Origin of the sequence: Bacillus tequilensis, assembly GCF_012225885.1 — a bacterium.
Taxonomy (GTDB): domain Bacteria; phylum Bacillota; class Bacilli; order Bacillales; family Bacillaceae; genus Bacillus; species Bacillus tequilensis.
This window is the reverse complement of the sequence record NZ_CP048852.1, coordinates 2,533,616-2,546,572: the sequence shown is the minus strand read 5'-3', so window position 1 is coordinate 2,546,572 and position 12,957 is coordinate 2,533,616. Positions and strand designations below refer to the sequence as shown.

Genomic DNA, 12,957 nt, shown 5'->3' with positions numbered 1-12,957 from the left:
CAGCATTTACGCAGTTTGTTTGGTGTCCTTTTTATTTTAATAATCAGGAGGTAAATATGAATCAATTAACATTAAACCTGCCTAAAATTGACGAAGAAGCCACTAAAGCAAAAGTAGAGCAATTGCTGGATCAATACCGGTTATATCTCTTACAGGTGCCAGATGATTTTTTACCAAGGGTTACATCTACTTACAGCATTGTTCCGCCAAGCATCACAAATGAGTTTCATTCTTCAACAGAAGAGGCAGCATTAAAGCGTTTTGATTGGGAGATTCAGCGTGACAAATTCTTAAAAAGGATTCAAAGGGCTGTTAACCGGCTTTCTCAAAGAGAACGGCAGATCATTGTCATGCTCTATATGCAATCGGAAGAAATGTATGATTATGAGGTATATGCAGAAATGGGCTTGAGTCAGCGCAGCTATTATCGTATAAAAGCAAAAGCTTTCTATCGGCTGGCGTTTGCTCTGAGAGAAGAAGTCTACAAGAAAGGGGGGGCTTCTTAATGAATTTTGTTCAGCCTATACGTGATCCGGAATGTATCTTCTACATCAAAAGATTTTTAAAAGAGCAAAACATGAGGAATGACATGCTATTCGTGATCGGTATCAACACAGGGCTCCGCATATCGGATATTCTGCAGCTGAGAGTAAGAGACCCAATCGTCCTTATTTCAATCTTATAGAGAAGAAAACGATAAAGAGAATCGACATGACGCCAGCTCTTCAAAGAGATTTAAGGCCTATGTCGAAGAGAAAGAGGATCAAGAGTTTCTCTTTAAAAGCCGTGAAGGGATTCACAAGCCAATATCCCGGATGGCATACAAGATCTCAGGGCGGCTTACGTGGGTTTAGATGACAATGGCACGCATACATTGAGGAAAACATTTGGCTATCACTTTTACAAACAACAAAGGACGTCGCTATGCTTCAGGAGGTATTTAATCACTCGGACCAACGCACAACCCTGCGGTATATGGGAATCAATCAAGACGCTATGAACACTATGAAGAAATTTAAAATATAACCAGGCTCATCCTAAACAACAAGGATGGGCCTTTTTCTTTGCATTTTTCGTCAATTCCTCAAAAATAACAAGCGTGTAATCATTTAGGGATATTGGTTAAAAACAGAGAGGCCAAGGGGTTGGCTCAGTTCGACGAGTTGCACTGTATAAAAAATACAGGTAATTTGTGGGTAATGTGGATTAATTTGTTTTTTGTCCTTATAATAGTATTGCTAATTTAAATTTGTTTAAAAGGAATGAAAAACATGAAAAAAAAGAAGTAGAAATCAACACTATAGGAGTGTCTCATCTCGTATATAACATAGTCATACTTGTTTTGTTAATGTCAGGATTTATAGTTTACTCATTCGGAGGGGACGCAGAGGCTGGGAACAAAATGAATTTAGCTGCTACTGTAACATCAATAATTTTGGCTGTAATTGCAATTGTACTTACATTAATAGATGTAGCTGGACAACGTCATTCTGTTATGGATCTTAAAGAAACTGCAGATAACTTAACAACTACTGCAGAATTATTAAAAGATTCGAACCAGTCAGCAAACGATTTAATAAAAGAAGCTATTCAAAGAATAGAAGAATTAGAAAATACAAAAAATGTTATGGGAAAAGCTATCGAATCAAATATGGCTTTTGTGGATGCAGTTAAAAATGGTCAAAGCAGCGATGTTTCTAAATTGGCAGATGAAATGAGCAAAAAGAATGAACTCTATATTAATAGGATTTTTAATGTAACAGGGCGTCCTAAAGTGAGAGATGAATTCCATAGAATCCGAAATGCAAGTAGATTAATTGAAATTTATTTAAGGGAACACTATGAACCTGGTGAATCGTGGACGGATGAAGGACTTGGTTGTGAAATAGAAGAGAAGTTCCCAGAATTAATCTTTAATAATAAAGTAATTAAAAACTTAATTGATCATAAGGTTCTTAAAGAAAAAATAGGAGATGACGTTATATGGTATACACTTTTGGCAGAAAAATGACACCTTAAAGGCACACCATTTTGTTTTCCATGATGTAATATGGTAATAGATAATAAGAGTAAAATGCATAAAGGCTTTGTCGGAATAGAAAGGGTGTCGTAATAGTGAATTGGGATTTTTTGAGGTTTATTATTATTCCAATAATTGTGGTCATATTAACTGCAGCCTTAAGTCATATCCTAACAACTAAGGCTGAGACGAAAAGAAGAATTTTTGACAAAAAATATGATTTGTATTTGGAGTTCGTTCAGATAATATCTTCAGCTGTAAGAGCGCAAGCCCCTGATAAGATGGCCCTGGCCAGTGATTTACTTGCAATAAAAATGAAAGTAACTTTGATTTGTAACAAAGAAATTATTGATTTGTTTCTAGACATTGGTGAATTGGATCTAAGAGATACTAAAAAGTTGAGATTATTTTATGAAGTTATGTTACTAATGAGAAAAGAACTTGGTCTAAGTAATGATTCACTTGATATACAACAGCTAGATAGATTATTAAACAACAAAGCAAATAGTTCTTTATAAAAGTTCTCAGCTACTAAATTATTGTTTTAACCGGAGCTGCACAAAAGGTTCGACAAATTCTGCAAATCATTCCTTTGTTCTCTTTGTTCACCGATAATAAAGGTAGGGGAGGAGACAAATGAAAAAAATTTGTTTTTTATTTATGTTAATTGGCATTGTAGCGGTAATTGGTGCATGTTCTTCAGAAGATCCGACTGACGATACATCGGTAAACTCTGTCGATTCATCAACAGATGATTTAACGGACGATACATCTGATGAATTAGATACAGATAATGGTGAATCTGATAGCTCAATTTATACTGAAGAAGAATTAGAGAGTGATCCAAAAGCACCTTCTTCAAATCCAAATGATTACAATGATGATGGAGAGTATGTACCAAAGAATGGGGTTTCAGATAACCCAGCTGATTATAATGCCAACGGAGAATATAAACCAGTTGAAGACATGACTCAAGAAGAGATTGAAAAAGAATTGGAAAGTATGGTTGGAGATAGCATAAATCAATAATTTTTTCATTGGGCACCTTATTAGGTGTCTTTTTTATGTTTAATCGTTCGACAAATTTTGCAAAATGTTCTTTGTCATAATCTCTTGCCGAAATTAAGGTGGGAGGGAATATAATGGCTAAGATAATTAATTATAGTATTCTTGGGATATTTACTATCTTAACAGTTGGATCATTATCTTATATAGCTTATACTGGGAAAGATCTAATATTTGCAAAGTACCTCACATCTTTAACCGCAAAATTTAGTTTGTGGTACTCTGTGTTACAAGCTCAAAGAGCAGCTAGAGAAAAAGAAGTCAAAGTTATAATTTCACTTTATTCAACAAGTTATGGAGTTGGTTTTTCTATAAAAAATAACTCCAATATTGATCTTTTGAATTTAACATTAAACTTATCAAAACCATTATTTTTCGATGAAGAGAACATCGAACTCTCAGTAGAAAATAGGGATATACATAAAGGAAAAGAAGATTCATGGATATTGAGTGATTCTAACCAAATTTCGTCAACGGATAAAGTCTCTTATATACTTTATTTTAATGACGAAAAAGGGGTTAGAAAAAAAATAAAAGGAAGAGTTGTAAACCGTTTAAGATAGCATTCCTTAGGGGATGCTTTTTTGATTTAATTTGGATTATATCAAAAAACTGGTTTTGTCCCGATATAAAAAAGGAAGGAGTTGAAAAAATAAAATGACAAAAGAAGATTTAGAAATTTTAATCTACACAAGTACTGAAAAAGATTCACTTAATTTTTTTTAAGAAAAATTTTGGTTTAGGTAATCCTTTAAGTGATTATAAAGACAGTCAATCACTGATTTATGAGTTAGATATTGAATGTCTCGAGTATGCAATAGGTCGTTTAACTACTATAGAAAGTAAGTATGACCATTCGAAGTTTTTATCTGCTTTAATTACACTGTTTGCTGGATATCTACAGATTTACAACAGTATTCAACGAAGCTACTTTGCTCTGTTTTATGCAGGGATAACGTTAATCAGTATAGTTTGGATAGTAAGCATTGAACGTAAAAAAAGAGTAAAAGCAGCATCAGTCCTAAAATTTTTTGAGTTAATTAAGATGAGAAAAGAAAAGGAGTATATGGTCAAGAATTAAAACTAAATCATAGAAAGTGACATTTTTTATTTACAATATAAGGATTGATTGAGGTGGGGAAAATGGAAAAGACCATTAATGTTAATCAGCAACATTTGCTTGAACAACTAGCAGGCGGATCGGTAAACTGTCAATGCACAATAGAAGCTCTAATTGATATTCTCATCGATAAAAAGGTGTTTACTGAAGAAGAAGAATTCGTTAAATATCAAATGCATCATTTAGAACATTCAGCTGATGAGCATTCTGCAGAGCTTTTAGGTATCAGTAAGGAAGATTACATAAAGAGCAGAAAATAAAGCATCCTGTAGGGTACTTTTTTTGCTTCAAATCTATATAAATCACTATTAAAATAAAAGTTGCTTGTTTTCTTCAAATTTCATTAGAATAAGGACAGGGGGCTATAATGAACAATATTGATATTTCTATGCTGAAAGAAGAAGAACTACGCAGATTTTATGAGATTTTACCACATATGGATGACCACGAAATAAACGTTTTATATCATTATACAAATATTAATGGATTAAAAGGGATATTAGAGCATAAGAAGTTTTGGGTTTCTCACGCTCACTTTTTAAATGATAAAACAGAAATTAATTATACATTAGATTTAAGCAATAAAGTCTTTGAGGAATTTTGTGAAAAACTCCCGAAAAAAAAGAATATTTCTGGAATAGATTTCTCAAAAAAAGATTTAACTGACTACTTAAAGGAATACTATGAGGCTATTATAGATTCTATTTTTCATCAACAAAATTACTCTATCTATACTTTATCTTTTTGTACAAATGGTGATTCTAATCTTTTATGGTCAAATTATTCTAATAATGATGGTTATTGTATACAGGTCAACTATCAAAAACTTATAGGATACTTAAATAAAAAATCAGAATTTAAAGATTTGGTGAATGCTGGACGTGTCATTTATGATAAGCAAGTACAAAAAAAGTTGCTCGAAGAAATATTTGAAAAATTGTTTGTTGTCATTAAAACCATTTTAAATCCACCTTTTGAACCATCAGAAGCTATTAGGCATATTGTTTTTCTCCTGAGGCAATACTCCATCTTCTTTAAGGATGAATGTTTTTCACAGGAAGAAGAATTTAGAATAGCCATCAGCTTACCTAATGATTTTGAAAATTATCTTTGTAGAGTTTCTAATGGTGTCTTTATACCTTACATAGAAGCAGATTTTGAAAAAGATTGTGTCGAAGGTATTACAGTTGGACCTAAAAATAATATGGATATCTCTATAGACGGTCTAAAACAATTTTTGAAGTTAAATCAATTTAACAGTATTCAAGATAAGAATATATTAAAGTCATCTATTCCATATAGGTATTAATTTTAATTACAGTTGAATACAATGCACATGAGGTAGGCAGTAAAATCGTTAACCATCGTTATTAAAAAGACACCGTAAAGGGTGTCTTTCTTATATTTCTGTAAATGGTTCCGCTAAATGTAAAGTCTTTTCCAAAACAACTCAATCAAAAAGGAGGCGGCATGAATGTAGATGGTTGAAAAGCACATACAGGCGTATAAGGATTACCTCAAAGGTATGAAATACAAGGAACTTGCCGAGAAATATGGAGTATCTGTGAACACCATTAAATCATGGAAACAGCGGCATGGTTGGCAAAGAAAAAAGGGTGCACCCTTAAAAAAGGTGTGCACACAAAAAAAGTTGGTGCACCATTCGGTAACAAGAATGCATTAGGTAATAAGGGAGGCGCACCACAGAGAAACCAAAACGCTGTGACTCATGGATTCTTCTCAAAGTTCTTGCCAGAAGAAACTCTCTCCATCATGGACGAGATTCAGGAATGCTCACCTGTTGATATGATATGGGATCAGATACAGATTCAATATGCTGCAATTATAAGGGCACAAAAAATCATGTTCGTTTCTGATAAGCAGGAAATGATTAAAGAACTGAAAAAGAAAAAGTCTGTTCTATCTGAGACAAACGAAGTCGAAGAGGAAGAATACGAATTCCAATTTTCTTGGGATCGTCATGCAACGTTTTTGAACGCTCAATCTCGTGCAATGGCAGAGCTCAGGAACTTAATTAAACAGTTTGATGAATTAGCCCATTCGGAAGACGAACGACGCCTTAAATTGGAGCATATTCGTTTAAATATCAACAAGAAAAAATTAGAGATTGAAGAACTTACAGAAGAAGATAAATCTTTTGAGATCACCATTGTGAACAAAGGTGATGACAGTGATTAAACAAGTAAATCCTCATTTTAAAGAATTTCTTTTTGACTGGAATCAAAAGTTTCAATTCTTAGTAGGCGATTATGGATCATCCAAAAGTTATCATGTGGCACTCAAGATTGTTCTGAAATTGCTAATAGAAAAGCGTACTGCACTTGTTATTAGAGAAGTGTACGACACACATAGGGACTCCACATTTTCTCTTTTTGATGAACTTGTAAGTGATCTGAAATTAGATCATATCGTTAGGTGTGTATCTTCTCCTATGCAGATTCGATTTTCAAATAGCAGCCGCATCATCTTTAAAGGGATGGATAAGCCAGCTAAATTGAAATCAATCAATAATATTTCTCTCATTTGGATTGAGGAGTGTTCTGAAGTGAAGTATGAGGGATTCAAGGAGCTGTTAGGACGTCTTCGTCATCCGTCATTGCCGCTTCACATGATACTTTCGACAAATCTAGTCGGAGAGGACAATTGGACTTTTAAACATTTCTTTAAAGATGATCGAGAGAAACGATTTGTACTGGATGATAAGGAGCTTTATGAAAAGCGGATAATCGTTAGCAATGACACCTATTATCATCACTCAACGGCAGACGATAATCTTTTTCTGCCAGAAAGCTATGTGCAACAACTTGAAGAATTGAAGGAATATGATCCAGACCTTTACCGAATTGCGCGGAAAGGTCATTTTGGCGTGAATGGAATTCGGGTACTGCCACAATTCGAAGAGCGACCGCATGAAGAGGTTATGACTGCAATCTCTAATATTAACCGTCCACTTAAAAGAGTTGGCATGGACTTTGGTTTTGTGGAATCGTATAACGCCGTTGTTAGGGTTGCTGTAGATCATGAAAAGAATATCTACTGGGAGTATTACAAAAATGGGCTGACGGATGATAAGACTGCCGAAGAACTCAAGGAATTTGCAGAGACTAAAGAATTAATCAAAGCGGATTCTGCAGAGCCAAAGACATTCCGTTATTTTCAGCAACACGGTTTCAATATGGTGGGTGCCCGTAAGTACCAAGGATCACGCCTCCAATACACAAAGAAGATCAAACGGTTCAAGAAGATCATTTGCTCTGACAGTTGCGAGAACACGATTTATGAACTTAAACCGCTCACTTATGCTACCGATAAACTGGGGAACATCATAGAAGACGAATTTACTATAGACCCGCATACACTATCAGCTATCTGGTACGCTCTCGATGATTATGAGGTAACTCATTTGAAAGAAGAATCTAAAGGAAGACCGCAAAGATCAAGACCAGGAAGGAGGTAGAGCATGTCAAAACAATCTGTTAAAGCACGGGTGGTCAAAGCTTCTCCACCTACTGAATCAACGAAACAAATTTATGAAGATGAATTTGCGGACAGTTATGACAGCAATATTTTGCCGCCTCCGTATACCCTTAAAGAATTAAAGATGATTGCTGAGTATTCAACCATTCTACAGCAATGCGTTGATGCTACAGGACAAATATGGTGGGCTTTGGGTTTGATTTTGAGTACTCGTTTGATGTGAATTCGCCAGATGTGACAAACAAAGAAAAAAATGAAGCTGAAAGTGAATGGACAACACTTGAAGAGTTCGTTAAATATCTTCACTTTGATGAGTCAGCTGAGACTTTACTCGGCTTTGTTATTGAAGACCGAGAAAAGACAGGGAATGGCTTTATCGAAGTGATTCAAAACGGTAAAATAAGCCAGCCGACAATTGAATACATGGATGTTCAAAATGTTCGGGTTTGTAATTGTCTGACCTAATAGAAGTGGATTTTACATACTTCTAACAAGGATAAATGAAATCAATCAGGGAGAAACGATTTCGAATAGTATGTTGCGTATGGTTTATTCAGCATATTTTAAGAGCAGCCCAAGAAGGAGTTGCGCTAACAAAAGAACAAAAGTCAGTTCCATCAACTAGCACAGTTAACTTAAGCACAAAAGAAGTAATTGCTGAAGTTACAATACCTCTGACACACTTGAAAACAACATCGAACAAGAAGCCGCATACAGATGCGACTTCTATCAATTTATATTAATAGAAAGTAACCTTAAGGACTTGCAGCCCTATAGCCGTATATAAACAAATTTAATCCCTCATAATATGTCATCAAACTTAGCATATTCAACATGGATTCCAATTTAGAAGTTTAAAAGCGATTGATGTGCTCATGAATATCTCTCACCTCTACCGGACAGTGGGTGAGTAAAATACGTCACTATGCATATGCTGTATTTTTTCCCAGTTGGCGGGGTTAGTTGTATCAGGAGAGCGGTGCTCCATAATGGCCTGATATAGGGCGGTTTTTTGTTCCAAATGGGCAATGTGCTGTTTGGCTTCTTCGAGCTGGGCGAGCGCATCTTCTTTATGCTCCATCATGAGTGTGTACCGTTGTGGAATGGTCGAATCTCCTTCAAGACAGAGATTCACGTACGTTTTAATGACTTCAATCGGCATCCCGGATTGCCTGAGGCATTTGACGCCAAACAGCCAGTTGATTGATTCTTCGTCGAACAAACGAATATTGTTTTTATTGCGCTGTACGCTCGGCACCAGGCCTTTATCCGTGTAAAAGCGCACCGCATGCTCGGTGAGTCCGGTTATCATCGCTGCTTCTTTGACTGTATGCATATGTAATCCTCCTTTAAAAAATTGTTAAAAAGTGCTTGCCTTCGTGTTACACGAAGGTAATAAGCTTATTATAACGCAAACCAACCGTAGCGGAATTCATTCTGCAGTGCCCGATTTTCGGGACGCGTGCCGTTTGTCGTTCTACATTTGAACAATAGGAGGAATTACAATGCAAACCGTAACATTAAACAATGGAGTGAAAATGCCAATTATCGGCTTCGGTGTATACCAAGTCCTCGATGCTCAAGAATGTGAAAACGCTGTATATGAAGCACTGATGGCCGGTTATCGCCTGATTGACACCGCTTCCGGTTACCTAAACGAGGAAGCGGTGGGACGTGCAATCAAGCGGAGCGGCGTGCCGCGTGAGGAGCTATTCATTACGACCAAGCTCTGGATTCAGGATGCCGGCTATGAAAGCGCCAAAATAGCATTTTCCAAATCATTGAGTAAGCTACAGCTGGATTATCTTGATTTATACCTTATTCACCAACCATACGGCGATTACTATGGCGCTTGGCGTGCGATGGAGGACCTGTACCGCGAAGGAAAAATCAGGGCAATCGGAGTCAGCAACTTCCACCCCGACCGTCTAATGGATCTCATCCTGCATAATGAAATCGTGCCAGCAGTCAATCAAGTCGAAACACATCCATTCTACCAGCAAAAAGAAAGTGCTGCTTTTATGAAAGAGCAGGGAGTACAACACGAGTCGTGGGCACCGTTCGCTGAAGGACGCAATAACATGTTCAGCAACGAAGTATTGACTTCCATTGCGGAAAAACACAATAAATCTGTCGCCCAGGTCGTGCTGCGTTGGCTTGTTCAGCGTGAAGTCGTTACGATTCCAAAATCGGTGCGCAAAGAACGGATTGTCGAAAACTTTGACATTTTCGATTTTGAGTTGAGCTTAGAGGATATCGAACAAATTTCCACTCTTGATAAAGGAGAAAGTCTTTTCGGATCGCACCGAGATCCTCAAATTGTAAAAACAATAAGTGCTATGAAATTCGATCTGTAACCTTTGTTTGTATCGTAAAGTCATCACTCATGTATCCTTATATTTATGAATAAAGGACAGAGGGCGCTCTGTCCTTTATTATTTGCTAGGGCAGAGGAGATAATTACCATTGTATGTAAGTGAACAAGATTCGCTTATCTTTCTAAGAAATAAGAAAAAGCCGTTATGAAACGGCTAAAGGGAATGAGAACTAATGTTGTTTATCGAATCAAACAAGGAATTCATGAGTAGGTGCGAGAGTTACATTCCGGGATGCTTCCTTCATTTTGCCATTAGACATAGATCCGAAAAAGGCAAGTCCAATGAAAACGGCGGACAAACTGATAAACAATTTAGATTTCGATATTTGCTTTTTAGTATATACACTATTTTTGGTAAGGATAGACCTACTGCTGTTCGCGCTACGCATATCATGTTGCACCTTTTATGATGAAAACATTTTCAGAATGTTTATGAATAGTATCATACTGTAAGTAATTCTATCATGAGGATTATCACAGTAAGGTGCAACAGATAAAATGCGTGAATAGCCAATTTCAATTGTTTAGTCCCTTTTTTTCATCATCTTTACAAATCTGAAAAAGTCATCATCATCCGGCAGGGGCTTGTCATCTTCGCGTCCATTGCGATGCATATGCGGATCAGAGTGATGTTCATTGTAGAACTCTACGATATGGAATCCACACTTATTCACATAGAAGTTGATATTTCGCTTTTCGAAATAAGGTGTCACGGTTTCCCAAAGCACAGTATCCGGATACTGTGCTTCAATAGCTTTCCAAGCAGAAAGACCAATCCCTTGGCTGTGATATTCTGGAGATATATAGAATAAGTCTAGCGAATTATGATGGGTTTGGCTGTTGATACGTACTACTGCACCGCCGACCTTCTTACCATCCTGAAGAATTTGATATACCACTGCTCCGGGAGCATTGAAAGACTCCTGAACCTCATTGTCCGATGGAATCGGTCCATCTTCGCAATCACCGAACGTTTCAATCACGGCGATCGCAAATGCTTCTTGTAATTTTTTTTGGAATTCTGGCAGATCAGGCTCCTTTGCTAGTTCCAGAATAACTTTTGGTTCCTTTTTTGTTTTCATGATTGCTCACTCCTTCATTTGCTGACATATCGAGTCCAGTCGTTCAGTAAAACATTCCAGCTGTTCTACGAGCCCTTTTCACAAAAAGTGATTCCATCGCTTTTTCTTCCGCAGTAAATTTGGCGTTAAAAGACTTGCTGCAAGGGATTAGTCATTCTTCTCAAATTTTTCCTATCACAAATCACATAAAATAGTCGAATGTGTTGCCCTTGACTATAGGCATGCGCAAAAGATTCATTTTAGATTCGATCACGAGCTATGCACATTGAGTAAACTCTGGTGAATTTTCTGTCAGAGTTAGCCCAAAGAAGCACTAAATAATATAAAAGTTTAATACCCACTTCCGTCAACAACTAATTTGAAGTCCGTGCAATCTGGGAAAAGGGGTTATTTCTGAATTGATTTTGCCGCATGTGGATTTGCTTTAGAGCGCTCGTTTACTTTGCCGTACGTCAGCTTGCGCCATATCAATTCCATCGGACCATACTTAAACCGTCTCAACCACAATGTACTAAAGATCATTAGCACGAAATACACGGCCAGGCTGAACATGAACGTGCCGGCAGATTGAATATGACCCGCAAGTCCGAATCCGTACCTGAGGAACAGAACTGTTCCAATGATAGAGTGAAGCAGATAACAGGTCAATGACATCCGTCCGACTTTAGTGAATATCATCATAGGGCCTCGCAGCTGAGGAACATACAGAAACAGCATTGCAAAAGTGCTCATATAAAACATACTTCCGGTTAAGCCGCCATTTTGACCCAAGACAGAGGAAATGTCCGCAAAATTAAACATGTCTAGCAATATACTGCTTTGTGTTATGAGAAAAGCGATTGTGCTAATGATCCAGATACGCTTCCATATAGGTTTTTTCGCTTCCATATCTTTGAAAAATTCCATCTTAACAAAGTACACGCCCAGCAGAAACATGAGAAACATGGAATAGATCATATGGAAGGAGCTAGCAGCCATTGTGACCATATCGGTCCACCGAGCGCTGATGGATTCTATGTAGGTAAGGCTGCTGTGGCTAAACAAAGTAAACTCTGAAAAATTCGGGTTTTTTTGCCCTGCAGGATTGATGACATTGTACAACATTGTGAAAACTGGAGTCAGGAATTGAAACACGATAAGTGCAATAATCCATCTAAGCACCGTTTTGGCTGTGCGTTTATAGAAGGCGAGTAGCAGGAAGCCGCTTACGGCGTAAAAGGTCAATATGTCACCGACCCAAACAAATGTGATGTGCAAAATGCCAAATATCAACAGGATAGATAACCTACGGGCAAACAGCTTGTTGGGACTATCTACCTTCTGCGCGGCTCGATCCATAAAGATCATAAACCCAACCCCGAAAAGGAAGGAGAATAACGTAACGAATTTCCCTTCGGCAAACCAGGAAACCAGATTGTGCAGTACGTCATCGGAGGTCATTTCGAATCCCTTTACTGAATCTACGATCAGAAAATAATTGACAATCATAATGCCCAGCAAGGCAAATCCACGTACGATGTCCAGAAAATGAACCCGTTCCTGCAGACTCACCGGTTGTCCGTATCCTTCTTTTTGTACAGTCATATCAACGCTCCTTTTCCATTTATCATCGCAATGTATGGTTCGGATCTGAAAAACCTGAGCCTTACAATGGATCACTATAAAGACCGAATCTTAACAATTTATGAAGAGTCATCATTTTTTTAGAAAATGTGACAAGTTTGTGGCGGACATCAGCTTTCATAAATTGTTAAGATTTACGTAGTATCTTATAACGTACTTAACTATGAACGAT

General features: G+C 37.1%; 14 protein-coding genes and 4 pseudogenes. 14 read left to right on the top strand and 4 right to left on the bottom strand.

Annotation, left to right across the window (positions count from 1 at the left end):
- Window positions 1-56: 56 nt before the first annotated feature.
- The 13 genes and pseudogenes from G4P54_RS13645 to G4P54_RS13590 all read left to right on the top strand — a co-directional run.
- Window positions 57-506, top strand: a complete 450-nt coding sequence (locus tag G4P54_RS13645) for an ArpU family phage packaging/lysis transcriptional regulator (protein WP_167872935.1) — start codon at window positions 57-59, stop codon at window positions 504-506.
- A pseudogene (locus tag G4P54_RS13640) lies at window positions 506-1,026 on the top strand (tyrosine-type recombinase/integrase). Before G4P54_RS13645 ends, G4P54_RS13640 begins: the two are co-directional and overlap by 1 nt.
- A gap of 376 nt (window positions 1,027-1,402) precedes the next feature.
- Window positions 1,403-2,011, top strand: a complete 609-nt coding sequence (locus G4P54_RS13635) for a hypothetical protein (RefSeq protein ID WP_167872934.1) — start codon at window positions 1,403-1,405, stop codon at window positions 2,009-2,011.
- A 104-nt stretch (window positions 2,012-2,115) separates the two neighbouring features.
- Complete coding sequence (locus tag G4P54_RS13630; protein WP_167872933.1) at window positions 2,116-2,538, top strand: hypothetical protein; 423 nt, start codon at window positions 2,116-2,118, stop codon at window positions 2,536-2,538.
- 118 nt (window positions 2,539-2,656) lie between these two features.
- Entirely contained in the window at window positions 2,657-3,049 is a 393-nt protein-coding gene (locus tag G4P54_RS13625) for a hypothetical protein (RefSeq protein WP_167871452.1), read from the top strand.
- Window positions 3,050-3,162: 113 nt separating this feature from the next.
- Window positions 3,163-3,648 carry a hypothetical protein gene (locus G4P54_RS13620; protein WP_167872932.1) on the top strand — a complete coding sequence of 162 codons (486 nt, stop codon included), beginning with the start codon at window positions 3,163-3,165 and terminating at the stop codon, window positions 3,646-3,648.
- Window positions 3,649-3,782: 134 nt separating this feature from the next.
- Window positions 3,783-4,166: a hypothetical protein gene (locus G4P54_RS21790; RefSeq protein ID WP_489687041.1), complete on the top strand. Its 384-nt coding sequence runs from the start codon at window positions 3,783-3,785 to the stop codon at window positions 4,164-4,166.
- Window positions 4,167-4,228: 62 nt separating this feature from the next.
- On the top strand, window positions 4,229-4,465 hold the full coding sequence (locus tag G4P54_RS13615; protein ID WP_167872931.1) for a hypothetical protein: 237 nt from the start codon (window positions 4,229-4,231) through the stop codon (window positions 4,463-4,465).
- Between the two features lie 107 nt (window positions 4,466-4,572).
- Window positions 4,573-5,514: a DUF2971 domain-containing protein gene (locus G4P54_RS13610; protein ID WP_167872930.1), complete on the top strand. Its 942-nt coding sequence runs from the start codon at window positions 4,573-4,575 to the stop codon at window positions 5,512-5,514.
- Between the two features lie 171 nt (window positions 5,515-5,685).
- Window positions 5,686-6,404, top strand: a pseudogene (gene terS / locus G4P54_RS13605) (phage terminase small subunit).
- Complete coding sequence (locus G4P54_RS13600; RefSeq protein WP_167872929.1) at window positions 6,397-7,683, top strand: PBSX family phage terminase large subunit; 1,287 nt, start codon at window positions 6,397-6,399, stop codon at window positions 7,681-7,683. The pseudogene terS and the gene G4P54_RS13600 overlap by 8 nt, the downstream one beginning before the upstream one ends.
- A gap of 3 nt (window positions 7,684-7,686) precedes the next feature.
- Window positions 7,687-8,191: pseudogene (locus G4P54_RS13595) on the top strand (phage portal protein); the annotation flags it as partial.
- 54 nt (window positions 8,192-8,245) lie between these two features.
- Window positions 8,246-8,409: pseudogene (locus G4P54_RS13590) on the top strand (phage major capsid protein); the annotation flags it as partial.
- Window positions 8,410-8,595: 186 nt separating this feature from the next.
- Here G4P54_RS13590 and G4P54_RS13585 read toward each other — a convergent pair.
- Window positions 8,596-9,039: a MerR family transcriptional regulator gene (locus G4P54_RS13585; protein WP_024714968.1), complete on the bottom strand. Its 444-nt coding sequence runs from the start codon at window positions 9,037-9,039 to the stop codon at window positions 8,596-8,598.
- A gap of 169 nt (window positions 9,040-9,208) precedes the next feature.
- On the opposite strand from G4P54_RS13585, the gene G4P54_RS13580 reads away from it, so the two are divergent.
- Window positions 9,209-10,060 carry an aldo/keto reductase gene (locus tag G4P54_RS13580; protein ID WP_167872928.1) on the top strand — a complete coding sequence of 284 codons (852 nt, stop codon included), beginning with the start codon at window positions 9,209-9,211 and terminating at the stop codon, window positions 10,058-10,060.
- A gap of 208 nt (window positions 10,061-10,268) precedes the next feature.
- On the opposite strand, the gene G4P54_RS13575 is transcribed toward G4P54_RS13580, so the two are convergent.
- From G4P54_RS13575 to G4P54_RS13565, 3 genes are all read right to left on the bottom strand, one after another.
- A complete protein-coding gene (locus tag G4P54_RS13575; protein ID WP_167873883.1) occupies window positions 10,269-10,406 on the bottom strand; it encodes a hypothetical protein in 138 nt (45 codons plus the stop codon).
- A gap of 198 nt (window positions 10,407-10,604) precedes the next feature.
- On the bottom strand, window positions 10,605-11,162 hold the full coding sequence (locus tag G4P54_RS13570) for a GNAT family N-acetyltransferase (protein WP_167872927.1): 558 nt from the start codon (window positions 11,160-11,162) through the stop codon (window positions 10,605-10,607).
- A gap of 387 nt (window positions 11,163-11,549) precedes the next feature.
- Window positions 11,550-12,746 carry a DUF418 domain-containing protein gene (locus G4P54_RS13565; protein WP_167872926.1) on the bottom strand — a complete coding sequence of 399 codons (1,197 nt, stop codon included), beginning with the start codon at window positions 12,744-12,746 and terminating at the stop codon, window positions 11,550-11,552.
- Window positions 12,747-12,957: the final 211 nt, after the last annotated feature.

Excerpts from the sequence above, each read along its gene's own strand:
- G4P54_RS13645 (WP_167872935.1), top strand. The coding sequence starts at position 57 with ATGAATCAATTAACATTAAACCTGCCTAAAATTGACGAAGAAGCCACT.
- G4P54_RS13565 (WP_167872926.1), bottom strand. The coding sequence starts at position 12,746 with ATGACTGTACAAAAAGAAGGATACGGACAACCGGTGAGTCTGCAGGAA.
- G4P54_RS13620 (WP_167872932.1), top strand. The coding sequence starts at position 3,163 with ATGGCTAAGATAATTAATTATAGTATTCTTGGGATATTTACTATCTTA.
- G4P54_RS13570 (WP_167872927.1), bottom strand. The coding sequence starts at position 11,162 with ATGAAAACAAAAAAGGAACCAAAAGTTATTCTGGAACTAGCAAAGGAG.
- G4P54_RS13580 (WP_167872928.1), top strand. The coding sequence starts at position 9,209 with ATGCAAACCGTAACATTAAACAATGGAGTGAAAATGCCAATTATCGGC.
- G4P54_RS13625 (WP_167871452.1), top strand. The coding sequence starts at position 2,657 with ATGAAAAAAATTTGTTTTTTATTTATGTTAATTGGCATTGTAGCGGTA.
- G4P54_RS13585 (WP_024714968.1), bottom strand. The coding sequence starts at position 9,039 with ATGCATACAGTCAAAGAAGCAGCGATGATAACCGGACTCACCGAGCAT.
- G4P54_RS13610 (WP_167872930.1), top strand. The coding sequence starts at position 4,573 with ATGAACAATATTGATATTTCTATGCTGAAAGAAGAAGAACTACGCAGA.
- G4P54_RS13615 (WP_167872931.1), top strand. The coding sequence starts at position 4,229 with ATGGAAAAGACCATTAATGTTAATCAGCAACATTTGCTTGAACAACTA.
- G4P54_RS13635 (WP_167872934.1), top strand. The coding sequence starts at position 1,403 with ATGAATTTAGCTGCTACTGTAACATCAATAATTTTGGCTGTAATTGCA.